The organism is Thauera sp. GDN1, from assembly GCF_029223545.1.
In the GTDB taxonomy this organism is placed as follows: Bacteria; Pseudomonadota; Gammaproteobacteria; order Burkholderiales; family Rhodocyclaceae; genus Thauera.
Window position 1 is genome coordinate 2,686,414 of sequence record NZ_CP097870.1, and the last position, 23,832, is coordinate 2,710,245.

General features: G+C 70.6%; 16 protein-coding genes. 12 read left to right on the forward strand and 4 right to left on the reverse strand.

From position 1 onward, the window contains the following. Nucleotides 1-3 precede the first annotated feature (3 nt). From torA to CKCBHOJB_RS12325, 3 genes are all read left to right on the forward strand, one after another. Nucleotides 4-2,520, forward strand: coding sequence for a trimethylamine-N-oxide reductase TorA (torA, locus tag CKCBHOJB_RS12315; protein ID WP_281048965.1), 2,517 nt, complete (start codon nucleotides 4-6; stop codon nucleotides 2,518-2,520). Then, complete coding sequence (gene torD, locus CKCBHOJB_RS12320; protein WP_281051682.1) at nucleotides 2,520-3,254, forward strand: molecular chaperone TorD; 735 nt, start codon at nucleotides 2,520-2,522, stop codon at nucleotides 3,252-3,254. The genes torA and torD overlap by 1 nt, the downstream gene beginning before the upstream one ends. A gap of 424 nt (nucleotides 3,255-3,678) precedes the next feature. After that, nucleotides 3,679-4,224, forward strand: coding sequence for a hypothetical protein (locus CKCBHOJB_RS12325; protein ID WP_281051683.1), 546 nt, complete (start codon nucleotides 3,679-3,681; stop codon nucleotides 4,222-4,224). A 91-nt stretch (nucleotides 4,225-4,315) separates the two neighbouring features. On the opposite strand, the gene CKCBHOJB_RS12330 is transcribed toward CKCBHOJB_RS12325, so the two are convergent. Beyond that, entirely contained in the window at nucleotides 4,316-7,072 is a 2,757-nt protein-coding gene (locus tag CKCBHOJB_RS12330) for an EAL domain-containing protein (protein WP_281048966.1), read from the reverse strand. 372 nt (nucleotides 7,073-7,444) lie between these two features. Between CKCBHOJB_RS12330 and CKCBHOJB_RS12335 the strand changes: the two genes are divergently transcribed. Further along, nucleotides 7,445-8,176, forward strand: a complete 732-nt coding sequence (locus CKCBHOJB_RS12335) for a response regulator (RefSeq protein WP_281048967.1) — start codon at nucleotides 7,445-7,447, stop codon at nucleotides 8,174-8,176. 63 nt (nucleotides 8,177-8,239) lie between these two features. Here CKCBHOJB_RS12335 and CKCBHOJB_RS12340 read toward each other — a convergent pair whose 3' ends face one another. Continuing rightward, nucleotides 8,240-10,585, reverse strand: coding sequence for an ATP-binding protein (locus CKCBHOJB_RS12340; protein ID WP_281048968.1), 2,346 nt, complete (start codon nucleotides 10,583-10,585; stop codon nucleotides 8,240-8,242). On the opposite strand from CKCBHOJB_RS12340, the gene CKCBHOJB_RS12345 reads away from it, so the two are divergent. Together CKCBHOJB_RS12345 and torT are read left to right on the forward strand one after the other, a co-directional pair. Further along, the gene (locus CKCBHOJB_RS12345) at nucleotides 10,584-11,000 is read left to right on the forward strand and encodes a hypothetical protein (protein WP_281048969.1); all 417 of its coding nucleotides are present in this window, start codon (nucleotides 10,584-10,586) and stop codon (nucleotides 10,998-11,000) included. The genes CKCBHOJB_RS12340 and CKCBHOJB_RS12345 overlap by 2 nt on opposite strands. 328 nt (nucleotides 11,001-11,328) lie before the next feature. Continuing rightward, nucleotides 11,329-12,498: a TMAO reductase system periplasmic protein TorT gene (gene torT / locus CKCBHOJB_RS12350; protein ID WP_281048970.1), complete on the forward strand. Its 1,170-nt coding sequence runs from the start codon at nucleotides 11,329-11,331 to the stop codon at nucleotides 12,496-12,498. A 37-nt stretch (nucleotides 12,499-12,535) separates the two neighbouring features. Here torT and CKCBHOJB_RS12355 read toward each other — a convergent pair whose 3' ends face one another. Then, entirely contained in the window at nucleotides 12,536-13,642 is a 1,107-nt protein-coding gene (locus tag CKCBHOJB_RS12355; RefSeq protein ID WP_281048971.1) for an HPP family protein, read from the reverse strand. A 256-nt stretch (nucleotides 13,643-13,898) separates the two neighbouring features. On the opposite strand from CKCBHOJB_RS12355, the gene CKCBHOJB_RS12360 reads away from it, so the two are divergent. The 4 genes from CKCBHOJB_RS12360 to mutL all read left to right on the forward strand — a co-directional run bounded on the left by CKCBHOJB_RS12360 (nucleotide 13,899) and on the right by mutL (nucleotide 21,266). Next, the gene (locus CKCBHOJB_RS12360) at nucleotides 13,899-14,909 is read left to right on the forward strand and encodes a patatin-like phospholipase family protein (RefSeq protein ID WP_281048972.1); all 1,011 of its coding nucleotides are present in this window, start codon (nucleotides 13,899-13,901) and stop codon (nucleotides 14,907-14,909) included. A gap of 109 nt (nucleotides 14,910-15,018) precedes the next feature. Further along, nucleotides 15,019-18,036 (forward strand): hypothetical protein, encoded by a 3,018-nt coding sequence (locus CKCBHOJB_RS12365; RefSeq protein ID WP_281048973.1) that lies wholly within the window; start codon nucleotides 15,019-15,021, stop codon nucleotides 18,034-18,036. Nucleotides 18,037-18,053: 17 nt separating this feature from the next. After that, the gene (locus CKCBHOJB_RS12370; protein ID WP_281048974.1) at nucleotides 18,054-19,277 is read left to right on the forward strand and encodes a hypothetical protein; all 1,224 of its coding nucleotides are present in this window, start codon (nucleotides 18,054-18,056) and stop codon (nucleotides 19,275-19,277) included. 111 nt (nucleotides 19,278-19,388) lie between these two features. Then, nucleotides 19,389-21,266 (forward strand): DNA mismatch repair endonuclease MutL, encoded by a 1,878-nt coding sequence (mutL, locus tag CKCBHOJB_RS12375; protein WP_281048975.1) that lies wholly within the window; start codon nucleotides 19,389-19,391, stop codon nucleotides 21,264-21,266. A gap of 67 nt (nucleotides 21,267-21,333) precedes the next feature. Here mutL and CKCBHOJB_RS12380 read toward each other — a convergent pair whose 3' ends face one another. Further along, nucleotides 21,334-21,912 (reverse strand): YqaA family protein, encoded by a 579-nt coding sequence (locus CKCBHOJB_RS12380; protein ID WP_281048976.1) that lies wholly within the window; start codon nucleotides 21,910-21,912, stop codon nucleotides 21,334-21,336. A gap of 215 nt (nucleotides 21,913-22,127) precedes the next feature. On the opposite strand from CKCBHOJB_RS12380, the gene miaA reads away from it, so the two are divergent. Both miaA and CKCBHOJB_RS12390 read left to right on the forward strand, forming a co-directional pair. Continuing rightward, a complete protein-coding gene (gene miaA, locus CKCBHOJB_RS12385; protein WP_281048977.1) occupies nucleotides 22,128-23,093 on the forward strand; it encodes a tRNA (adenosine(37)-N6)-dimethylallyltransferase MiaA in 966 nt (321 codons plus the stop codon). A 91-nt stretch (nucleotides 23,094-23,184) separates the two neighbouring features. Continuing rightward, nucleotides 23,185-23,730, forward strand: coding sequence for a DUF1415 domain-containing protein (locus CKCBHOJB_RS12390; protein ID WP_281048978.1), 546 nt, complete (start codon nucleotides 23,185-23,187; stop codon nucleotides 23,728-23,730). Nucleotides 23,731-23,832: the final 102 nt, after the last annotated feature.

A 23,832-nucleotide genomic window follows, 5' to 3' on the forward strand; every position in this document is an offset into this window, starting at 1 on the left:
ACCATGAACTACTCTCGGCGAGGTTTCCTCAAGGCCATGGCGGCGATGTCGGGCAGCGCGCTGGTCGCGCCCGGCCTGCTCACCAGCCGGTCCGCGCTGGCGGCCGGCGAGACGGCGGCGGTCGGCGACGACATCACCACGTGGAAGATTTCCGGCTCGCACTTCGGCGCCATCCGCGCCAAGGTGGTCGGCGACCGCGTGGTCGACATCCGTCCCTTCGAGCACGACAAGCACCCGACGGAGATGATCAAGGGCCTGCTCGGCATGATCTACAGCCCGTCCCGCGTGCGCTACCCGATGGTTCGCCTGGACTGGTACCGCAAGCGCCACCTCAGCGACACCAGCCAGCGCGGCGACAACCGCTTCGTGCGGGTGAGCTGGGACGAGGCGCTCGACCTGTTCTACGAAGAACTCGAGCGCATCCAGAAGGACTACGGCCCGTGGGCGCTGCACACCGGCAACGTGGGCTGGCGCTCGGTCGGCCAGATGCATAGCTGCGGCAACCACATGGTGCGCGGCGTCGGCATGCACGGTCGCAGCGTCGGCACCATCGGCGACTACTCGACCGGCGCCGGACAGATGATCCTGCCCTACGTGCTGGGCTCGACCGAGGTCTACTCGCAGGGCACGTCCTGGGACGTGATCCTGCAGGAGAGCAAGCTGGTCGTGTTCTGGGCCAACGACCCGGTCAAGAACCTGCAGGTGGGCTGGAACACCGAAACCCACGAGTCCTACGCCTACTTCGAGCAGCTCAAGCAGAAGGTCGCCGACAAGGCTATCCAGGTGATCTGCATCGACCCGGTCAAGAGCAAGACGCTCAACTACCTCGGCGGCGCCGAGCACCAGTACATCAACCCGATGACCGACGTGCCGCTGATGCTCGCCATCGCGCACACGCTGGTGAAGGAAGGCCTGCACGACCAGAAGTTCCTCGACACCTACACGCTGGGTTTCGACCAGTTCCTGCCCTACCTCGAAGGCAAGACCGAGGACAAGGTCGAGAAGACGCCCGAATGGGCGGAGAAGATCTGCGGCGTGCCCGCCGATCGCATCCGCGAGCTCGCCCGCCTGATGGCCAAGCATCGCACCCAGCTCATCTTCGGCTGGGCGGTGCAGCGCCAGCAGCACGGCGAGCAGCCCTACTGGATGGGCGCGGTGCTGGCCGCCATGCTCGGCCAGATCGGCCTGCCCGGTGGCGGCATCAGCTATGCGCACCACTACAGCTCGGTGGGGGTGTCCTCGTCGGGCGCGGCCATGCCCGGCGCCTTCCCGCTCAACCTCGACCCCGGCCGCAAGCCCAAGCACGACAACACCGACTACAAGGGCTACAGCGCCGTGGTGCCGGTCGCGCGCGTCATCGACGCCCTGCTCGAGCCAGGCAAGGAGATCGACTTCAACGGCGGCAAGGTCAAGCTGCCGCCCTACAAGATGGCGATCTTCAGCGGCTGCAACCAGTGGCACCGCCAGCCCCAGCGCAACCGCATGAAGGAAGCCTGGCAGAAGCTCGAGACCGTGGTCGCCATCGACTACAACTGGACCGCCACCTGCCGCTTCGCCGACATCGTGCTGCCGGCGTGCACGCCCTTCGAGCGCAACGACCTCGACGGCTACGGCTCGTACAGCAACCGCGGCATCATCGCGATGCAAAAGCTCATCGACCCGCTGTTCCACTCGCGCCCCGACTTCGAGATCTTCCGCGGCCTCACCCGGCGCTTCGACCGCGACGCCGAATACACCCGCGGCATGGACGAGATGCAGTGGGTGGAGAAGATCTACGAGGACTGCCGCAAGGAGAACGGCCTCAAGGACATCGCCATGCCCCCGTTCGCCGAGTTCTGGAAGAAGGGCTACGTGCTCTTCCCCGAAGGCAAGCCCTGGGTGCGCCATGCCGATTTCCGCGACGACGCCGAGGTCAACGCGCTCGGCACGCCGTCGGGCTTCATCGAGATCTTCAGCCGCAAGATCGACCGCTACGGCTACGCCGACTGCAAGGGCCACCCGGTGTGGATGGAGAAGACCGAACGCTCGCACGGCGGCCCCGGCTCCGACCGCTTCCCGCTGTGGCTGCAATCGGTGCACCCGGACAAGCGCCTGCACTCGCAGCTGTGCGAATCCGAGCCGCTGCGCGAGACCTACGCCATCGCCGGGCGCGAGCCGGTGTTCATCGGCCCCGAGGACGCCGCCGCACGCGGCATCAAGCATGGCGACCTGGTGCGGGTGTTCAACGACCGCGGCCAGTTGCTGGCCGGCGCGCACGTGTCGGACAACTTCCCGCGCGGTGTGGTGCGTATCCAGGAAGGCGCCTGGTACGGACCGACCGGACCGGAGATCGGCGCGCTCGATACCTACGGCGACCCCAACACGCTGACGCTCGACATCGGCACCTCCAGCCTGGCGCAAGCCACCAGCGCCAACACCTGCCTGGTGCAGATCGAGAAGTTCGTCGGCACGCCGCCGAAGGTCACCTCCTTCGGCGGACCGGTCGAGGTCGATCCGGAAGGGCGGGAGGTGAAGGCGTGATGGAGACGAATGCGCAAGCCGCGGGGGCCGCGGCGCTCTCCCCCGCGGAGTGGCGGTTCGCGAGCACCCGGCGCGCCGGGCTCTACGCCTGGTTCTCCCGGCTGTATGCGCAGGAAGTGTCCGAGAACCTGTATCGCAGCCACTTCGCGGACGGGGGCTTCGCCCCCTTCGCGGGGCTGGCCGAACTCGGCCTCGACGCCGAGGTGCAGCGCCTCGACGCGGCGCTCGCCGCCCTTCGCGCCGAGCAACTGCCGCGCCTGGAGCTGGCCGCGGATTACGCCCAGCTCTTCCTGCTCGACGGCAAGACCAGCGCCCTGCCCTACGCCTCGGCCTACGAAGGCAAGGACGCCGGCTCGCCGCTCTACGGCGCCGCCGAGGCGCGCATGCGCGGATTCCTGGCCGAACGAAACCTCGCGATCCAGGCCGACTTCCGCGAACCCGCCGACCACCTCGCCGTGCCGCTGGCCTTGCTGGCCGAGTTGGCGGAAAAGGACGCGACCCGCGACGACATCGCCCAAGCCGCCGCTGCCCAGGCCGGCTTCCTGCGCACGGCCGTACTCGACTGGCTGCCGCACTTCGTCGCGCGCTGCCAGCAGGCACGCCCGCGCTTCGATGTCTACCCGGCGCTCGCCGCTCTGCTGCTGGGCTTCGCGCGCGCCGACCTGCTGTTTCTCGGCGACCTTGCGTGCGAAGAAGGCGGGATCACGCAGAACGTGGAAGCCCCGCGAGCCTGAACCGGACGGATCGACGGGAGGAATCTCCCCGATCCTCCCGCCGGTCCGCCGCTGCCCTTGTAAATGAAGTGGGCGGGCGCACCCGCTCCACCCACTCCACCCATTCGTCGTGAAACTGTATAAAATATCAGTCCTCTCAGGAAGACTGAAGATGACTCACGACCAGATGACCCTGTTCGCGGCCCCGGCCGCGCGACCCGAGTCGCCGCCCGCGCGTCACAAGCCAGCCCGCAAACCCGACCGCACATGGACGAGCCCCCGAGCGGAACCGGTGGCCACGCCGCTCGCCTTGCCACTGAACACCCCGGTGTGCGAACTGCCCGACACGATGGCCAGTTCCGCCGCCCGCGCCAGTCTCGGTGACACGCGCGCCGACACCCTGCCGGTAGAATCCTCGATCCCCCTCTTCGAAGCCGCGCCACCGATGCCCCGACAGCACGACACGACCGCCCTTGCCCCCGCCCCTGATCCCGCCCTCGACGACGCCCCCGCCGTCCTCCGCTCCGATCGCCTGTGGCAGCTCGACGGCTGGACCGCGCGCGTGATCAAGAACGAGGACGACGACGGCTGGGCGGTGGAAATGCTCAAGGACGGCGAAGCCGAACCCGCGCTGGTGGGTCCGTGGACCATGGGCCGCGACAAGAAGAACCCCAAGCCGCTCGACCAGGCGGCCTTCAACACGCTGGTGAAGACCGCGTCCGAAGTCCTGCAGCGCCACGCCCAGCAGGCGCACGCCATGCTGCACAAGTCGCTGACCGTGTTCGCACTCGACGCGCAATGGGAGATCCGCCTCGACATCACGCCCGACGACTACGAGCCCTATGCGACCCTGAGCGCATTCGACGACGCCGGCGACGAGGTGGCGCAGCTGCGGGTGGCACCGGATTTCCGCCTCAACACCGCAAGCGCGACCGCCTGGATCGTCGGCGGCTTCGCCCGCCCCGGGGACAGGGAGGCGTTCGACTTCTGAAGCCACGCCCGATACGCTTCCACATCGGCCGCGCCACACGGGCGCAGTCCCCACAGGGAGAGCGCCTTGAACCGGGAAACCTTCGTCTGGTTCAGGCCTTGGCCAGCATGTCTCCCCAAGCCTCGATCGGCATCGGCCTGCCGAAGCGGTAGCCCTGATAGAAGGCACAGCCGTTGCGACTCAGGAACTCGCTCTGCGCGGGCGTTTCCACCCCTTCGGCGACGATCCCGAGACCGAGCGCACGCCCCATCGACAGGATCGCGAGCACGATGGCGGCACTGCCTTCGTCTTCGGTCATGTCGCGCACGAAGGACTGATCGATCTTGAGCTGGGCGAACGGCAGGCGCTTCAGATAGGACAGCGACGAATAGCCCGTACCGAAATCGTCCAGGGCGAACTGGATGCCGACCGCGCGGAGCTCGTTCATGCGCACCACGGTATCGTCCAGGTTGTTGAGAATCGCGCTTTCCGTGAGTTCGAGCTTCAGGCGCGATGGATCGATCCCCTCTGCCATGACGATCTGCTTCACGCTGGCGCCGAAATCGGCCTGATGGAACTGCCTTGGGCTGACGTTGACCGCGATCGTCAGATGCCGAGTCCGTTCGTCCGCCTGCCAGCACGCGAGCTGCGCACACGCAGTGCGCAGCACCCAGAGGCCGAGCGGCACGATCAAGCCGGTGTCCTCGGCGAGCGGAATGAACTCCGCCGGCGACACCATGCTCCCATCGGCAAGCGGCCAGCGGACGAGCGCTTCGGCACCGACCAGCCTGCCGTCGCGGTCGACCTGTGGCTGGTAGAACACACGCAAGGCCCCGGCCTCGATCGCTTCGTGCAGGCCGGCCTCCATGCGCATGCGCGCGTCGGCCACCGCCTGCATGTCCGGACTGAAGAAGCGGACATTGCCCCGACCGTCCTGCTTCGCGCGGTACAGCGCGACCTCCGCCTGCTTGAGCAGGCTCTCGAGCGTGCTCTCCTTGTCGTAGAACAGACTGATGCCGCAACTGAGCGTCACGTAATGCATGTCGCCGTCGCTGTCACCCAGCCGATAGGGCTGCTGCAACGCGCCCCGCACCTGGCGCACGATCTGCTCGGCGCGGGCAAGCGCCTCCTCCTCGGAATTGCCCACGAACGCGACCAGGATCGCGAAGTCATCGTCGCCATGGCGCGCGACCGTGTCGTCCTCGCGCACACTGGCCCGCAGGCGCTCTGCGACGGCGCGCAGCAGACGGTCGCCTGTCGCGTGGCCCAGGGTGTCGTTCAGGGACTGGAAACGGTCGATGTCGAGCAGCATCAGCAGGCCGTAAGTCTCGCTCCGGCCGGTGCTCCGAATGGCCTGCGCGATGCGGTCGTGAAGCAGCGCCCTGTTCGGAAGTTCGGTGAGCGCGTCGTAATAGGCGAGTCGATGGAGCAGCGCCTCGGACTCCTTGCGCTCGGTGATGTCTTCCTTGACGGCCACGAAGTGGGTGACCACACCCGCCTCATCCTTGATCGGCGCGATCGTCGCCAGCTCGAGGTAGGTCGAACCGTCCTTGCGCGTGTTGCGGAACTCGCCACGCCAGACCTCGCCGCGGCTGAGACAGGCCCACATTTCGGTGTAGGTCTCCGTCGGCGTCAGCCCCTTGTTCAGCACGCGCGGGTTCTGACCGATGACTTCCTCGGGGCTGTAGCCGGTCGTGGCCAGGAACGCGTCATTGACGTAGAGGATGTGCGCCGTGGTGTCGGTGATCACGACCGATTCCGGGCTCTGTTCGATCGCCATGGACAGCTGCCGCAACTTCGTGTTGCGCTGCTCGATCTCCGCAGCCATGTGATCGATCCCGCGGGCAAGCTCGTCGAGCTCGCCGATCCCGACCTGCCGGCCGATACGCGCATCGAGACGGCCGGCGGCAATGCGGGCGACGACGTCGCGCACGGACTCCGCCCACACTTCGATCAGGCGGAAGACGTAGCCCCGCGCCAGCAAGGCGGAGAGCAGTGCAATCGCGACGATCACGATCAGCGAAAATTGCAGGCGGCGATCGACCGCATTCATCGAGCGCTCGAGCGGAGCCCCGATGACCAGGAAATTGCTGCTGAGCGCCTGCCCTGGGGCGAGAACGCCATAGAGGCGTTGCTCACCATCGGATCCGGGAGCCTGCAGGACCCCTGCGCCCTTTTCCGCCACCAATGGCAGGTTCGCAAGGAGCGCGGCCGGCGGTTCCGGCTCCCCCCAGGGCATCCTCTTCGGGTAGTGGGCCTGCACATGCCCGTCGGTACTGATCACACCGACTTCCCAACCGGCAGGCAGTCGGAAGCTCTCGATCACACGATGAAGCCAGTCCAGCGTGATCGAGGCGAAAAGCACGGCACGCACTTCGCCTGCTGGCCCGGTGACCTGATAGCCGAAGAGGATCCTCGGCTCACCCGAGATCAGTCCTCGCCCGAACTCGCCCGGCGACAATCCTCCATCCTGAATGGCGCGTCTGAACCAATTTCGGTCCGCCACGTTCACCGGACCCGGCATGGGCCGAGCACTGCAGAACACCGTACCGTCGGGAAGGGCCGCGCCGATGTTGGCAAAGTACTCCAGAGATCCGAGCATGCGCCCGGCAATGCCCGAACACTCGCCGGCATCCAGATTCCGAAGGTCATCGGACTGGGCGATGATCCGCAGGATGCTCTCGACGGCCTTGCGCGCGGATTGCGCCTGATGGCCCACGTCGGCCAGACGACTCCTGACTGTGGCCTCGATGTCGGCAATCGCCTGCTCACGACGGTCCTGATGCTCGAACAGGACATAAGCGAGGAGCGGGATCACGGCAATCAGGATCGTGACCCACAGCCGCAAATTGAGTGAGTTCCGGGTCATCAGCCGCGCCGGTGAGATTGCGTTGTCATGGTTTCTGTCATGGGACCATCAGCTTGCTCGAAACCCGGCGAGTCGCTCAGCGGACTGCGCCCCGAGCCCGTCCGTCTGATCGCCTCACGGCGCATGGGCCCTGGCTCCCATGGTTTCCGGGAGCCGGATTATGTTCGAAAGTCCCCACGATGTATGTGACTTGCTACCCCCTGCCTCGCGTTTGCCACCTGCCGGGCCAAGAACACCGCCCAGACTCCACGCTCGGGCGCCGGCAAATTCGCCCGCGCAAGCGAGCTCATCCGGGCAAGGCCCCTGCAAGCAGCGCCTGCAACTCGCGCGCAAGGCCTTAAAATGGCGCCCCGACCTTCAATCTGACCGAGCATGTCGCCCAGCCCCGATACGAACACCGCCAGCCTGCTTGTCGTCGATGACGACCTGGTCACCCAGGCGCGCCTGAAAGCCTATTTCTCGCAGGAAGGCTATCGCGTGCTGCTGGCGGAGGACGGCGAGGCGTTCTGGCGTCAGCTCGAGAAGGCCGCGGTCGATCTGGTCCTGCTCGACATCAACCTGCCCGGGCAGGACGGCCTGTCGCTGGCGCGCGAGCTGCGGGCGCGCGATCCGGCGATCGGCATCATCCTGCTCACCAGCCGCAACGACGACATCGACAAGATCGTCGGCCTCGAGGTGGGCGCGGACGATTACGTCACCAAGCCCTTCAATCCGCGCGAACTGCTGGCGCGGGTCAAGAGCCTGCTGCGGCGCACGGGCGGGCGGCATGACGAGGACGAAGAGATCTTCCGCTTCGCAGGCTGGACGCTGAATCTCCCCCGCCGCCGGCTGTGCGACCCGCAGGGCGCCGACATCGCGCTGACGCGCGGCGAGTTCGAGGCGCTCGCCCTGCTGGTGCGCCACGCCGGCGAGGTGATCAACCGCGACCGCCTGTCGCGCGCCATCAGCGGCCACGACTGGTCGCCCCAGGACCGCACGGTGGACGTGCTGGTGCGTCGCCTGCGGACCAAGCTCGACGGCGCGGACAAGCCCGACTCGCTGATCTCCACGGTGCGCGGAGAAGGCTACCGGCTGGCGGTCGACGCCGAACGCGCCCGCGGCTGAGGCCCTGCGGCGCACCGTCCGCCCTCCGCGATCGCGTGCCGCAGCCGTCTGCCCGAGCCGGCCTCAGGCCTCGCCCGAACCGCCACGGCCGAGCGCCGCGTCGAGCGCATCCAGCGTGCGCGCATGCACCTGCGCCAGCGCACGCACGCGATCGACCAGCACTCCATCGACCTCGATCTGCGCGATCTCCTGCTCCACCCCTGCCGCGCATTCACCCAGCCGCTGCAGCCCGAGGTTGAACGCGGCGCCGCGCAGCTTGTGCGCCAGGCGCGCGCATTGCTCGCCATCGCCCGCCTCGGCCGCGGCCACCAGCGCAGCGACCAGGGTCTCCCCCTGGGTGCGGAAGACCTCGGCGATGCCCTCGAGCACCTCGCGGCCGAGCGCCGCTTCCTCTGCGCGCAGGAAGTCGCGGTCGACCCACGGCACAGGCTCCGCCGTTCCGCCCTCCACCCCTCCGCCTTCCGCCGCCGGCTCGCCGTCGAGCGCCTTCCCTAGCGCCCCTGCTGCTGCCCGTGCCGCCAACTCCTCGGCACTCTCCCCGCCAACCGCAGCGGACGAACCGCCGGCGAGCAGGCCTGCCAGCACCGCACGCAGCCGCGCGAGCGTGAGCGGCTTCGACAGGAAGGCACCGAAGCCGGCGGCGAGCAGGCCATCGACCCGGTGCGCCGGCACGTGTGCCGACATCAGCACCGCCGGCGTGTCGGCATGCCGCGGCAAGGCGCGCATGCGCGCCAGCATCTCGCGTCCGTCGCCATCGGGCAGGTTCATGTCGACGAGGGCGATGTCGACCGCCTGTGCGCCGAGCACATGCAGCGCGCCCTGGATGTTGACGACGCACAGCGGATGCTGGCCGAGCGCCTCCAGAAAGCGCGCGACCACCATGCGATTGACCTCGTCGTCCTCCACCACCAGCACCCGGTACCCGGGCGCGAGCGCCGCGGCCGCGTCCTCGCCCGCCGCGCCGGGTTGCGCCGCGGGCTGTGCCGGCGCCGGCGGAAGCAGCAGCTCGAAGCTGACCGTCGTGCCCTGCCCGGGCGCGCTGACGAGCCCGATGTCCCCGCCCATGGCCCTGACCAGGCGCCGGCACACGGCCAGCCCGAGCCCCGTTCCCGCGTGATGGCGGCCGCTGTCGCGCACCTGCACGAAGGGTTCGAACACCTCCGCCTGGCGCGCCGGATCGATGCCGATGCCGTGATCCTCGACCGCGAAGCGCACCGCATCCGGGCGCTCGCTGCGGCCGACACGCACGGTCACCGCGCCCTCGTCGCTGAACTTGATCGCGTTGCCGACGAGGTTGAGCAGGATCTGGCTGAGCTTGCGGCGGTCGCCGAGCACCGCGTCCGCCAGCCCCGGATCGACGTCCGCAACCAGCGCCAGCCCGCGCGCTGCGGCACGCGTGCCCTGCACCGCGAACACGTCGCCCACCGTCTCGCGCAGGCTGAACGCCAGCGTGTCCAGATGCACGCCGCCGGCCTCGATGCGGGCGAAGTCGAGCATGTCCTCCAGCAGCTCGAGCAGCAGCGTGGCGGCGGAGCGCATCTGCACCAGGTAGTGCGCGCGCTCGGTCGCCGGCGGCGCGGCCTCGAGCAGCTCGAGCAGGCCGAGGATGCCGGCCATCGGCGTGCGCAGCTCGTGGCTGACCGTGCCGAGGAAGGCGGTCTTGGCCTGGTCGGCCTTCTCCGCGGCGGCGCGCGCGGCGGCGTGCTCGCCCATCTCGTGGGCGAGCGCGATGTTGGCCTCACGCAGCTCGGCAGTGCGCGCGAGCACCTGGTTCTCGAGCTCCTGCTGCTGCTCGCGCAGCGCCTCGGCCAGGCGGTCGCGCTCGATGGCGTCGTTGCGGAAGCGTTCGAGCGCGCGCGACAGCGAGGCCAGCTCGTCGTCCCCGGTGGTGTCGATCACCACGTCGCGCTGCCCGGCGGCGAGCGCGAGCGTGGCCTGCTCCAGCGCCAGCAGGCGGCCCAGCGTGTGCCGGCGCAGCACGTGCCAGCTCACCACCGCGGTGACCAGCAGCAGCGCGGCGGCGATGATGCCGAAGGCGATGAGCCCCGAGGTGGCGCTGCGCTCGGCAGCGGAGCCGGCCGCGGCGAGGATGCGGCCGCCGCGATGGATCAGCTCGCCGGCGAGGGCGTCGAGCTCGGTGGTGAGGCTGCCGACCTCGATCTGCAGCGCCTCGCTGCGGGCGCGCAGCTCGATCTCGTTGCGCCGCAGCTCGATCGCGCCGTCGCTGGCGAACGCCCCGGCGATGGCGTCGTGCAGCTGTCGTCCCTGCGCGCGCGCCGCCGGGTCGGGAATGTCGCGCAGGCGGCGGTCGAGCAGCGCCAGGTGGGTGGCGAGATCGGCGCGCGCAGACTGCAGGCGGGCGCTCGAGTCGAGTTCGTCGAGGCGGTCGATCCAGGAAGGCCATGGCATGCACGGTGAGGGTGAGCTCGTGCATGCGCTCGAGGGTGTCGAGGTCCAGATCCAGCAGGCGGTCGCGCGCTTCGCGTGCGCCGCCGCCGGACAGCGCGGGCGGCGCGCCCGCGGGCTGCGGCTGCAGCAGGCTGGTCAGCGTCGTCAGCAGCAGGGCGGTGGCGTTCTCGGTGTGCATGCGCGCCAGGTCGTCGAGCGCTGCGATGGACTCGCGCAGCGCCTCGGCGGCCCGCGTGCGCGCCGCACGCAGCGCGAGCCGGGCGGCAATGGTGTCGCCCATGGCATCCAGACGCACCGACAGCGCCTCGCCGGTCGCCTGCAGGCGCTTGCGCAGTTCCGGTTCCACATGTGGCGACTGCAGCGCCGCCAGGCGTTCGCGGATGCGCGCGGATTCGCCGTCGAGCACCGCGCGTAGCTGTTCGAGTTCGGGGGCCGATTCCACCCGCGCCAGCCGCGGCGCGAGCGCGGCCAGGCGAGCGTTGCCGCGCACGGCCTCATGCAGGGCGTCGGCCGCGGGCAGGGTGTCGCGGATGATCGCCTGCTGGCTGCCGACCACGCGCTGGAAGCTGAGCCAGCCGACCACCGCCACCAGCACCGTCGCCAGCGCGCCGAACAGCAGTGCCAGCAGCAGGCGCTCGCGCAGGCCGAAGCGGCGGCGGGGCACGGGATTCACGTAAGATTGGGCGCTCATCGGGTATGGACGGCAAGGCGCATGGGTGCGTCACGCCGCAGACAGGGGGAACATGGCTTCATCTTACCGGCGGCCGGGTCGGAAAACCTCGCGCCAGACCACCCGCCTCCACCGCATCGTCCGCACGGTCGTCCTGCGCGCGCTCGCCTTGCGCATGCTCGCCCTCGCCGGCCTGCTCCTGCCCGTGACGCCCCTGCACGCGGCGGATGCCAGTACCCGCTGGCCGATCGAACGCTGGGCAGGCGATGTGCGCGCCACCGAAGCAGCCGATCGTCCGCCCCCCGCCCTGCCCGCGCTTCCGGCCTCGCGCCCGTGGCGGCTGTGCGCGGTGTATCCGCATCTGAAGGACAGCTACTGGCTGGCGGTGAACTACGGCATGGTCGAGGAGGCGCGCGCGCTCGGCATCGGCCTGCGCGTGCTCGAGGCGGGGGGCTACGAGCATCTGCAACGCCAGCGCGAACGCGTCGCCAGCTGCACCACGGATCCGGCGATCGACGCGCTGCTGGTCGGCACGGTCAGCTTCGCCGGCCTCAACGACCTGCTCGCCCCCTACCGCGCACAACACCCGGTGCTGGGCGTGGTCAACGACATCGATGCCGGCGTCGTCAGCGCCAGGGTCGGCGTGCCCTGGTACCAGCTCGGCTGGAAGATCGGCCGCTGGCTGGCGGCGCGCCACCCCGGCGGCACGGCCGCAGCGGACATCGCCTGGTTCCCCGGTCCGCAGGACGCCGACTGGGTGGGTTTCATCGACCGCGGCTTCCGCGACGGGCTGGACGGCAGCGCGGTGCGCATCGCGACCGTGCGCCACGGCGACACCGGGCGCTCGATCCAGCGCCAGCTCGTCGAGGAGGTCCTCGACGCCCATCCGAAGCTCGACTACCTGGTCGGCAACGCGCCGATGGCCGAGGCCGCGGTGGCCGAGCTGCGCCGCCGCCAGCGCGAGGACGGGCTCGGCATCGTCGCCTCCTACGTCACGCCGGGCGTCCATAGCGGCATGCAGCGCGGCCGCATCCTCGCCTCGGTGACGGATTTCCCCGTGCTGCAGGGCCGCATGGCGATCCGCCAGGGGGTGCGCGCACTGGAGGGACAGGCGATCGAGGCTTACATCGGGCCGAGCGTGGAGCTGGTCGAGCCGGCGACGCTCGACCGTTATCCGACGGACTGGATGCTACCGCCCGCCGGCTTCATCCCCGCCTACGAGGTGGCACCGGCCGGGCGCTGAGCCGCCCTCGGCGCCGGCAGGCGGCAACGCGCGCGGCTCAGCGCGACGGTTCCGCCGCGAACAGCGCGCCCACGACGTCCGACTGGGTGATCATGCCGACGACGCGGCCCGCGTGGTCGGTCACCGGCATGTGGTGAACGCCCTCGTCCGCGAAGTCGTCGATGAGGTCCGCCAGGGGCTGTTCCGGACGCACGCTGCGCACCTCCCGGGTCATGATCTGCTCGACCATCCGCGCGGTGTTCATGCGTGTCGTCGGCGGCAGGCCAGGATCCTTGCGGTCCACGAAGAAGTCGCGCACCGCAACGATGCCGATCAGCCGGTTGCCGCCCTCCACCACCGGCAGCGCCTTGATCCGGTGCCGCGTCAGCAGGGCCCAGGCCTCGCCGACCGTCGCCCGCGGGCCGATACTGACCACGTCGCGCGACATGATGTCGCCGCAGCGCACCGCGCCCCAGTGCCGGCGCCGCGCGTGCATCTGCGCGCGCACCATGATCTCCTCCAGGTCTTCGCGGTCGATGTCGAGCACCTCGCCGAAGGAGGCGAGCGCGGCGTCGAGGTCGTCGGCGCGGAAGCCGATGCGCGCGCTGGGCAGCGGATCGCGGGTGGCGTGCGGATGCGGCCGGGCCTGCGCCTGATGCGGATACCGGCGTCCGGCCGCGTTGTTGAATACCGCGGCGAACATCAGCATCGCCGCGGTGTTGACCATCACCGGCGCGAGCGCGAAGGCGAAGCCGAGTTCATGGACGGCCGGCCCGCCCAGCACCGCGGTCAGCGCCATCGCCCCGCCCGGCGGATGCAGGCAGCGCAGCAGGAACATCGACCCGATCGCCAGCAGCCCCGCCAGCGCGAGCGCCATGCCGGTCTCGCCCAGAAGCTGGTAGCAACCCACTCCGATCAGCGCCGACAAGGTGTTGCCGGCGAGACAGGGCCAGGGCTGGGCGAGCGGGCTCGCGGGCACGCAGAACAGCAGCACCGCCGTGGCACCCATCGGAATCACGAACCAGGGCTGGCCGTCGCCGAGGATCAGGCGCGTGATCCATTCGGTCAGCAGCAGGCCGAGCCCGGCCCCGAGGGTACCGAGAAGGATCTCCCGGGGGCCCGCCGTGAGCTGGGCGGGGAGCGCGAAGCGAGGCCAGAACGACATGTACGGATTCCGAAGGCGAGGGGCCGGCGCAGCGCCAGCGGGGGGACGATGCACCGTCACCGATGATCGGGGCGCGCATTAAATCACAGATTGATATATTCGACCCAGTCCACGATGCACCGTGCCGCGGGTCGGTGCCCCGACCGCTTCGCGCCACCTTTGCCCCCGTCGCCCTTGTCTCCTACATTGCAATGAGGGAGACATGGGCATTCGACGGCGGCGCGCTCGGCCGCAGTCATCATGAGGAGCGGGGACCATGGCGATTCAGATCGGCGGTCGAAGCAAACGGATCGGACTGGCACTGTCGGGTGGCGGCTTCCGCGCCGCCGCCTTCCATCTCGGCGTGTTCCGCAAGCTGCACGAGATGGGGCTGCTGTGGAAGCTCGACCTGCTGAGCTGCGTCAGCGGCGGCAGCATCGCCGGCGCCTTCCTGGCCAGCCACTGGGAGGAGGACGACGCGCTCGAGCGGCTGGAACGCTACCTGGCGCACACCTCCATCGCGGTGTCCTCGGTGATCGGCGGCGTCATCGATCCCTTCCACAGCCGCCTCGACAAGCTCGCCGCGAGCTACGAGCGCGACCTCTACGGCAAGCGCTCGCTGGGCTCGCTGAAGGGCGGGCCACGGCTGTACGTGAATGCGACCAACCTCGCCACCGGCAACATGTTCTTCTTCGTGACCGGCGGCAACCTGCCGGCAGAGATGGGCGAATGGCAGCTGGGCGCTGCGCCCGCGCACGACTTCCGGCTCAGCCGGGCGGTGGCGGCATCGTCGGCGTTTCCACCGGTGTTCCCGCCGCTGCGCGTGGACCAGAGCGAGTACCCCGCGGCGGGCGTCGATTACGTCACGCTGTCCGACGGCGGCGTGTATGACAACCTCGGCGTCAATCCGCTGCTGCGCGCACGCAACGCGCTCGACTACGTCATCGTCAGCGACGCCGGCAAGCCCTTCCAGCTCAACGAGCGGCCGACCGAGGCCGGCTCGGCGGTGCTGGTGGCCGCGCTCGACATCATGATGGAACAGGTGCGCGGCCTGCAGTTCAAGCGCCTGGAGCTCAACGCCGCCAAGGCCGGCGGCGCCAGGCCGGCGTGGTTCTCGATCGACAGCGAGGAAGGCGAGGCGCGTGCGGGCGACGCGGTGTTCGCGTCCGGGATCGGCACCAACCTGAAGAAGCTCGCCCGCGCCGAGATCGACGTGCTGACCCGCCATGCCGGCGCGCTGCTGAGCCACCGCGTGCAGACCTACATGCCCGAGTTGCTGGAAGGCTGAGCGCGCAGGCTCACCCACCGGTCGCCGTGGCAGATCGGTCGCGGCGGCCCCGGTAAGGCCGCGCGCCGGACGACTCACCTGCCCGACCGCTGCTGCAGGAGGGAGCGCCATGGATGACGAATTCGATCCCGCCCTCGTCGAGCCGCTGCTGCGGATCGCCGACGCCGATCCCGAGCCGCGCGTGCGCCTCGCCGCGCTGCGGGCCGCGAGCCGCTTTGCGCTCGACTACGGCGCCTGGCGAGCGGTCGCGGACGTGGTGTGGCGGATCGTGGAGTCGGAACCGGCCGGCTCGCCCGCGCGCGGGGAGGCCTTCGCCTTCGCCGCCCAGCTGCCGCTGCGCTCGGCCCGTGCACGCCTGTGCGAACTGGCCACCGATCCCGGCGAACCCGACCGGGCCGCGATCGCCGCCGCCCTCGACGCCGTGGCCGAGCCCAGCCGCGTCCCCGCCCTGGTGGCCGATCTGGCGTCCGGCCACACCGCCAACTACCGCCTGCTCGCCGCGATGGCGCTGGAGGACGCCGGCCTCGTGCCCGCCGACCTGCCCGGGCCTGCTGGCCCGAGCACGGACGACGCCCGCTTCTGGTGGTCGCTGTGCCTGGCGCGACTGGGCGATTTCTCCGCGCTGGACGAGATCTTCGCCAGCGACGAGGGGCTGCCCTTCCTGTTCTGGGGCTCGCCCTGGCAGGCGCACGCCGAGATCGGCGCCATCCGCCCGATCCCGGAGGCGATGCGCGCCTATCTGCTTGCGGCCCTCGCCCGCGTCGACGGCGACGAGGCCGCGGGCACTATCGACGCCCAGGTCGCCCGCGCGCTGCGCCTGACCGCATGGGCCGCGACCGGCATCGCCGACGCCGAGGGCGATCCGCCTGCGCCGGCGCATCCGCCACGCCCGGTGTCCCTGCCGGCGGAGTTCGACCCGCCGGAACGCGCCGCCGAACTGGCCGCGCGCCAGCTGCAGGACCCGGCTCCACGCTTCGACGATACGCAGGTGGGCTGGATGATCGCGCGCGAGCCGGCGCGCGACTTCATCCCCGCCCTGCTCGCCCTCGACCGTCCCGGGCTGACGGCGGGCTTGCGCGTGCGCCTGCTGGACCTGATCGGACTCGCCGCCGACGCCCAGGCCGGCCGCGCCGCCTCGCCCCATCGCGGCGCCGGCCCGGCAGGCGGTGGCGAGCGCCCGGCACTGATCGACGATCTGCCGCGGGCCGCTCCCCCCGGCCCGGAGGACTCAGGCACCGCAGCTGACGGCGGACCGGACATCGAGGAAGAAGCGGATGGCCTCGACCGCGGCCTGGACGCCGCGCTCGGTCGCTCGCGCGGGATGGGTGGCCGCGGACTGTCCGCGGGCGGGCCGGCCATGCCCGTCACACCGCCACGCCCCGCCGCAGCCGACACCGACGAGCGCGACCAGCGCCGGGTCAGCGCCTTGCTGCTGCACGAGGATGTCCCCCGCGGCCATTTCGTCGCCGGCGCGCTCAACACCGTGCGCTGCTGGATCGGCCTGCCGCAGGCCGGCATCCCGACCGCCAATGCCCCGATCCCGCACCACCCGCTGCCCGCCGAGGGCCTGGAGCTGGTGGTGGAGCTGTGCTGGATCGGCAGGCGCGCAGGCCAGCCCGACCGCCACGGCAACGGTCCGGCCGGACGCCTCCATCTGCCGGCCAGGCGCAGCGCGCGCAGCGAGGATTGCGATCTCGCCTTCGCGGTGCCGGCCGACCTCGACCGCATCGAGGCCGACATCGTGTTCACCTTCATGGGCAAGGTGTTCGAGGCCGTGCGCCTGAGCGCGCCGGTGCTGCCCGCCGGGAGCACCGACGAAGGCCTGCCCGAGCCGGTGATCGAGGTGCAGTTCGGCCAGCGCGAGATCATCCGCCTGCAGGAGCGCACACCGGTCAGCGCCACCCTCACCTTCGGGCCCGGCTACCTGCAGATGTTCGACGGCAGCGGCGGCAGGATCTTCGACCTCGGCAACACCAGCCCCCTCATCACCTACCTGAACGAACAGCTGTTCCTGAAGGAAACCTCGCTGGTGCGCCGCCGCAGCCAGCAGGGAGTGCGGGAAGGCGAGGCGCTGCTCGACGTCGACGACCCGGACGTGATCGAGCTCTTCGGCAACCTCGCCCGCCACGGCGCGGCGCTCTATCAGGTCCTGCGCGGACAGGGCTTCAGCGACCCGGGCGACCGCATCCAGCTCATCAACCGCGACGAGAGCCGCCACGTCCCGCTCGAGTTCGTCTACGACCGCGGTTTCCCGAAGAAGGGGGCGCGCCTGTGCAGCGGCTGGCACGCGGCCCTGAGCGGCGAGGACAATCGATGCCCGGCCTGCGATGGGGCGGCCGCCGATGGGGCGGCCCGCCCGGCCGGTGGCGGAAGCTGGAGCGAGACGATCTGCCCGCTCGGCTTCTGGGCGGTGCGCAAGGTCATCGAGCGTTTCGACAGCGCGCACATGAACGACCTGTCGCTGCCTGCCTGGCGGCGACGCGAGCTGCGTCCGCTCGATGCCGCGCTGTGCGCCAGCACCGACCGTGTGCCGGCGGAAGAGCGTGCCGCACTGAACGAAGCGCTCGCGCACTGGGTCGCCGCGCCCAGAGTCGCCGAGGACTGGGACGCCTGGGAGCGTGCGCTGGCCACCGACAGCCCGCCGCTGCTGATCCTGCTCGCCCATCACGACCTCGATGCCGGCCTCGACTATCTCGAGATCGGCGACAAGGCGCTCGACGAGAGCCGGCGCTGGCGCTTCCGCCCGCAGCTCAACGAGGCCCTGATCAACCCGGCCGCGATCGAGCCCGGTCCGATCGTGCTGCTGCTCGGCTGCATGACCGCCACCGATGTCGCCGAGACCGGCTACGGCAGCCTCGCCGGGAACTTCAAGAACTTCCACGCCAGCCTGGTGCTCGGCACGATGGCCAAGGTGCTGGGTCGCCACGCCGGTCCGCTCGCGCGCGAGCTGCTCGCCGAGCTCGCCGCCATCGACACGCCGGACGCCGACTTCGGCAGCGTGCTGCGACGCGTGCGCCGGCGCATGCTGGCGCACGGCTTCCTGATGGTGCTCGCGCTCGTCGCCATGGGCGACGCCGACTGGCACCTGCCCGCGCACCGCCAGACGGCCGCGCCCCCGGGCCACTGAACACGGAGACGCCACGCATGCTTCGCATCGAGATGCTGCCCGCCGCGCACGGCGACTGCCTGTGGATCGAGTACGGCAGCAGCACCGCCGTGCATCGCATCCTCATCGACGGCGGCCCCGCCCACACCTACCCGAGCCTGCGCGACCGCATCCTGCGCCTGCCGGTGGTCGAACGGCACTTCGAGCTGCTGGTGATCACCCACGTCGACGCCGACCACATCGAAGGCGTGATCCGCCTGCTGCTCGACGCCGAAGCCCTGAACTGCCGCTTCGACCGCATCTGGTTCAACGGCCGCGACCAGCTCAACGCGGTGCCCGACCCCGCAGGGGAGCCACTCGGCGCAGTGCAGGGCGAGATCCTCGGCGTACTGATCGCCGACTACGAGGCCCGCACCGGCACCCGGGTGTGGAATCTCGGCTTCGCGCACGCGCTGGCCGCCATCGACCGCAGGCAGACGGCGTTGCCGGTGGTGGATCTGCCCGGCGACTGCCGCCTCACCCTGCTCTCGCCCGACCACGAACGCCTGCTGTTCCTGAAGGACCGCTGGAAGAAGGAGCTCGACCGCGCCCGCATCGCATCGGGCGACGTCGCCGCGCTGCGCGCCCGGCTCGCCGCCAGCCGCAGCCTGCGCCCCCTCGGCGACGTGCTCGGCGCCGAGGACGACCAGGAAGAAGCCGAGGCCATGGCCGACCGCCACGAACTGCCCGAGGACGACGACAGCGACCTCGGTGCAGCGCTGGAGGACACCCTGGGCCGCGGCAGTGGCGAGCCGGGCGCCGACGCCCCCTACGGCGGCGACACCAGCGCCGCCAACGGCAGCAGCATCGCGCTCCTGCTCGAGTATCCTGCGGCGGCCCCCACCGCCCGCCTGCTGCTCGCCGGCGACGCGTGGCCCGCCGTGCTCGACGCCTCGATCGCCACCCTCGTTCCCGAACCGGGCGCGCGGCTGGCGATCGACGCCTTCAAGCTGCCCCACCACGGCAGCGTCGCCAACCTCAGCACCGAGCTGCTCGCCCGCCTGCGCTGCCGCCATTACCTCGTGTCGACCAGTGGCGCGCTGTTCCGCCACCCGCACAAGCGCGCACTCGACCTGATCCTCGAGCAGCACGCCGGCCCCGGAAATCCGACCCTGCACTTCAACTACCTGACGCGCTGCACCGCTCCCTGGAGCGAGCGCGGCGACCAGCGGCGCCGCGGCTATCGCGCGGTCCATCCGAAGGGGCATTCGCTGGCGCTCTAGGCACAGCGGGCGGCGGCCGCTCGCACCCTGCCCCCCTCGACCGTGGCCGAATCGCGCCCGGTCCCGGCGCCACCCCTTTGTATAATGCGCGCTTTGCCGAGCGCCTCCGACATGCCCCACATCCATCGCCTGCCCGACCTGCTGGTCAACCAGATCGCCGCCGGCGAGGTCGTCGAGCGTCCGGCCTCGGTGCTCAAGGAGGTGCTGGAGAACGCGGTCGATGCCGGCGCACATGCGATCGAGGTCCAGCTCGAGCAGGGCGGCGTGCGCCGCATCCGGGTGGCCGACGACGGCTGCGGCATCGCCCGCGAGGAGCTCGCGCTCGCCCTCGAACGCCACGCCACCAGCAAGATCGCCACCCTGGACGATCTCGAGCACGTGGGCACGATGGGCTTTCGCGGCGAGGCCCTGGCCGCGATCGCCGCGGTGGCGCGCACCAGCATCACCAGCCGCGCCGAGGGCGCCAGCCACGCCTGGCGCATCGAGGCCGGCACCGACCCGGCCCCGGCGGCGCTGAACCAGGGCACCGTGGTCGACGTCGCCGACCTCTATTACAACACCCCCGCGCGGCGCAAGTTCCTCAAGACCGAGAGCACCGAGTACGCCCACTGCGACGACATGTTCCGCAGGGTCGCGCTCGCGCGCCCCGACATCGGCCTGCAGCTCGCGCACAACGGCCGCGTGATCCATCGCCTGCCGGCCGGCCCGGCCGAGGCGCGGGTCGCGGCGCTGATGGGCGACGATTTCCTGCAGCACGCGCGCGAGGTCCAGGCCGACGCCGGCCCGCTGCGGCTGGCCGGCTTCGCGTCGCTGCCGGCGTACTCGCGTTCCAGCCGCGACGCACAGTATTTCTTCGTGAACGGCCGCTTCGTGCGCGACAAGCTGCTGACCCACGCGGTGCGCGAGGCCTACGCCGACATCCTGCACGGCAGCCGCCATCCGGCCTATGTGCTGTTCCTCGAACTCGACCCCGCCGGGGTCGACGTCAACGTGCATCCGGCGAAGATCGAGGTACGCTTCCGCGAGGCGCGCGCGGTGCACCAGTTCGTCTATCACGCGCTCAAGCGCGTGCTCGCGGAGAGCGGCGCGGGACGGGGGGAGCAGGGGCTGCCCCAGGGCGCCGCATCCACGCCCGTCGGCGCAAGCGAAGGCGGAGCGCCAGCGGCTGCGCCCTGGCCGACGCCCGGCACGGCGTCCCCGCCCGCCGCCGCCCGCCCGTGGGCGCCCGGCATCCCGCAGCAGGGGCGGCTGGCGATGGAGCCGGCAACGCGCTCCTACTTCGACTTCGCCGCCAGCGCCCGCCCCGCCCAGGGTGGCGACGCGACGCTCGCGGCGACCCGCCCGGCGCAAGCTTCCAGCGCCGCGGCGCCCGCATCCTGGTCCGCGACCAGCCACAATCCGGGCGACGGCCCGCCGCTCGGCTACGCACTGGCCCAGCTGCACGGGGTCTACATCCTGGCCCAGAACGCCGCCGGCCTGGTGCTCGTCGACATGCGCGCCGCGCACGAGCGCATCATCTACGAGAAGCTCAAGACGGTGCTCGACGGCCGCCCCGCGGTACAGCGCCTGCTGATCCCGGCGGTGTTCTCGGTGAGCGCCAAGGACATGGCGGCGGCCGAGGAATGCGCCGAGGTGCTCTGCGGCATGGGTTTCGATGTCGGCGCCGCCGGCCCGCAGGAACTGGCGGTGCGCAGCGTGCCGGCGCTGCTGGCCAACGCGCCGGTGGCCGAACTGATGCGGCAGCTGCTGCAGGAACTGCGCGAATACCCGGCCACCGAGGTCGTCACCGCCCGCCGCAACGAGCTCCTCGCCACCATGGCCTGCCACGGCGCGGTGCGCGCCAACCGCCAGCTCACCCTGCCCGAGATGAACGCGCTGCTGCGCGACATGGAGGCCACCGAGCGCGCCGACCAGTGCAACCACGGTCGCCCGACCTGGACCCAGCTCGGCATGGCCGATCTCGACCGCTTCTTCATGCGCGGCCAGTGAGGCCGGCGGGCGCGAACGCCGCCACGGAAGCGGAGTCCGGGCGTGCCGGCACGCCCCGCGCCCGTCCTCAGGCGCGGTAGATCAGCACCCCGATCACCACCGCAGCGACGGTCGCCCAGCCCAGGCGATCGACGTACTTGTGCAGCACCGCCTCCATGCGCGGACCGCCCCAGGCCATCAGCCCGGCGACCAGGAAGAAGCGCGCGCCGCGGCCGATCAGCGAGGCCAGCGTGAAGGGCAGCAGCGCCATGTGCGCCACGCCAGCCGCGATCGTGAACACCTTGTAGGGAATCGGCGAGAAGCCGGCGACGAAGATCGCCCAGAATCCCCAGGCTTCGAACCAGGCCACCGCCTGCTCGTAGGCCCCCCAGTAGCTGCTCGCGCGCAGCCAGCCTTCGATCAGGTCGAATGCGAAGTAACCGATCAGATAGCCGAACAGCCCGCCCGCGACCGAGGTGATCGTCGTCAGCAGCGCGAACCACCACGCACGTTGCGGATTGGCCAGGCTCATCGGCGCCAGCATCACGTCGGGTGGAATCGGGAAGAAGGACGATTCCGCAAAGCTGAGTCCACCGAGGAACCACGGCGCGCGCGGATGGCGCGACCAGGCCATTGCGCGCGCGTAAAGCGGGGAAAAGATCTTCAAGACGAGCCTCGTGCAAGGGGGACGGGCCTGGAGGCCCGTCGATTTCGGGCGCAATGATACCCGCTCGCCCACTGCGCCGCCGCCCCGCCCGTCGAACAGGCTCACGGCGATTGTCCCCATCACGCGCCGCGTAGGGGATAATCGGGAACCTTCCCGTCGCTCTCGACCGGCCCGACGCTTCCTGGCGCCCCGGGACATCACCTTCGCACCGCAGCTTGACTACCCGCCCCGATCTCCCTCCCGCCCTGCTGCTGCTCGGCCCCACCGCCAGCGGCAAGACCGCGAGTGCGCTGGCGCTGGCGCAGGCCTTGCCGATCGAGATCATCAGCGTCGACTCGGCGCTGGTGTATCGCGACATGGATATCGGTACCGCCAAGCCGACGGCCGCGGAGCGGGCGGCGTGCCCGCACCATCTGATCGACATCGTCTCGCCGGAGGAGAGCTACTCCGCCGCACGTTTCCGCGCCGACGCCATCCGGCTGATGGGCGAGATCGTCGGACGCGGCAACATCCCGCTGCTCGCCGGCGGCACGATGCTGTACTTCAAGGCCCTGCGCGACGGTCTCTCCGACCTGCCGGCGGCCGATCCGGAACTGCGCCGCACCATCGACGAGGAGGCCGCGGTGCGCGGCTGGCCAGGGCTGCACGCCGAACTCGCCCGCCTCGACCCCGAGGCCGCGGCGCGGCTGGAGCCGGGCGACGCGCAGCGCATCCAGCGCGCGCTCGAGATCGTGCGCCTCACCGGCCGTCCGCTCGCCGAGAGCTACGCACGGAAGGAGGACGACGCCCTGCCCTGCCGCCTGCTGCCGATCGCGCTCGCACCTGCGGATCGCAGCGTGCTGCATGCGCGCATCGCCGAACGCTTCGACGCCATGCTGCACGCCGGCTTCGTCGACGAGGTCCGCCGCCTGCGCGCGCGCTACCGGCTCGATCGGGCGATGCCCTCGATGCGCTGCGTCGGCTATCGCCAGGCCTGGGAATACCTCGACGGCGAGATCGGCTACGACGAGCTGCGCTTCAAGGGCATCGCCGCCACCCGCCAGCTCGCCAAGCGCCAGCTCACCTGGCAGCGCCAGTTCCGCGAGACCTGGCCGGGCTTCGTCGAGCTCGACTGCCTGCGCCCCGACCTGCCCGATGCGGTGCTGCGCGCCGCGCTGCGCCAGCTGCACGCGCCGGGCTGAGCGGTGCGCCGCTCGCCCGCGATCCTTCCCACCGCCACGCGCGCCTCGCGCGCAGCCCCCCCAGCCATTCCCCTTCCTCAGGAGCCCACCCATGGATGAACAGATCATCGCCGACGTCGAGCAGTGGCTCGACGAGGTCGTCATCGGCCTCGACCTCTGCCCATTCGCCGCCCGTCCGCGTCGCGAGAAGCGCGTGCGCATCGCGGTCAGCCACGCCACCACCCCCGAAGCCCTGCTCGACGACCTCCAGGCCGAACTCGAGCGCCTGGCCGACGCGCCGGCGGGCGAGCTGGAGACCACGCTGCTCGCCATCCCCGACATGCTCGAGGACTTCGCCGACTACAACGACTTCCTCGATGCCGTCGACCTGTGGGTGGAGCAGTTCGGCTGGGAAGGCGAGCTGCAGGTGGCGAGCTTCCACCCGCAGTACCAGTTCGCCGACACGGAGGCGGACGATCCGGGCAACCTCACCAATCGTTCGCCCTGGCCGCTGCTGCACATCATCCGCGAGGACAGCCTGGAGAAGGCGATCGAGCACTATCCCGACGTCGACGGCATCCCCGAGCGCAACATCGCACGCATGAAGGCGCTCACCGCCGAGGAGCGCGCGCGGCTCTTCCCCTACCTGTTCGGCTGATCGGAGAGGCGGTCGCGATCAGCGCTGCTTGTGGGCGGAATCGGGCAATTTCTCGCAGCCTGCGGAACCGCCCGCAATGGGCTGCGATAGCCGCTTCGGCGC

Excerpts from the sequence above, each read along its gene's own strand:
- torA (WP_281048965.1), top strand. The coding sequence starts at position 4 with ATGAACTACTCTCGGCGAGGTTTCCTCAAGGCCATGGCGGCGATGTCG.
- torD (WP_281051682.1), top strand. The coding sequence starts at position 2,520 with ATGGAGACGAATGCGCAAGCCGCGGGGGCCGCGGCGCTCTCCCCCGCG.
- CKCBHOJB_RS12325 (WP_281051683.1), top strand. The coding sequence starts at position 3,679 with ATGCCCCGACAGCACGACACGACCGCCCTTGCCCCCGCCCCTGATCCC.
- CKCBHOJB_RS12330 (WP_281048966.1), bottom strand. The coding sequence starts at position 7,072 with ATGACCCGGAACTCACTCAATTTGCGGCTGTGGGTCACGATCCTGATT.
- CKCBHOJB_RS12335 (WP_281048967.1), top strand. The coding sequence starts at position 7,445 with ATGTCGCCCAGCCCCGATACGAACACCGCCAGCCTGCTTGTCGTCGAT.
- CKCBHOJB_RS12345 (WP_281048969.1), top strand. The coding sequence starts at position 10,584 with ATGCACGGTGAGGGTGAGCTCGTGCATGCGCTCGAGGGTGTCGAGGTC.
- CKCBHOJB_RS12340 (WP_281048968.1), bottom strand. The coding sequence starts at position 10,585 with ATGCCATGGCCTTCCTGGATCGACCGCCTCGACGAACTCGACTCGAGC.
- torT (WP_281048970.1), top strand. The coding sequence starts at position 11,329 with ATGGCTTCATCTTACCGGCGGCCGGGTCGGAAAACCTCGCGCCAGACC.
- CKCBHOJB_RS12355 (WP_281048971.1), bottom strand. The coding sequence starts at position 13,642 with ATGTCGTTCTGGCCTCGCTTCGCGCTCCCCGCCCAGCTCACGGCGGGC.
- CKCBHOJB_RS12360 (WP_281048972.1), top strand. The coding sequence starts at position 13,899 with ATGGCGATTCAGATCGGCGGTCGAAGCAAACGGATCGGACTGGCACTG.
- CKCBHOJB_RS12365 (WP_281048973.1), top strand. The coding sequence starts at position 15,019 with ATGGATGACGAATTCGATCCCGCCCTCGTCGAGCCGCTGCTGCGGATC.
- CKCBHOJB_RS12370 (WP_281048974.1), top strand. The coding sequence starts at position 18,054 with ATGCTTCGCATCGAGATGCTGCCCGCCGCGCACGGCGACTGCCTGTGG.
- mutL (WP_281048975.1), top strand. The coding sequence starts at position 19,389 with ATGCCCCACATCCATCGCCTGCCCGACCTGCTGGTCAACCAGATCGCC.
- CKCBHOJB_RS12390 (WP_281048978.1), top strand. The coding sequence starts at position 23,185 with ATGGATGAACAGATCATCGCCGACGTCGAGCAGTGGCTCGACGAGGTC.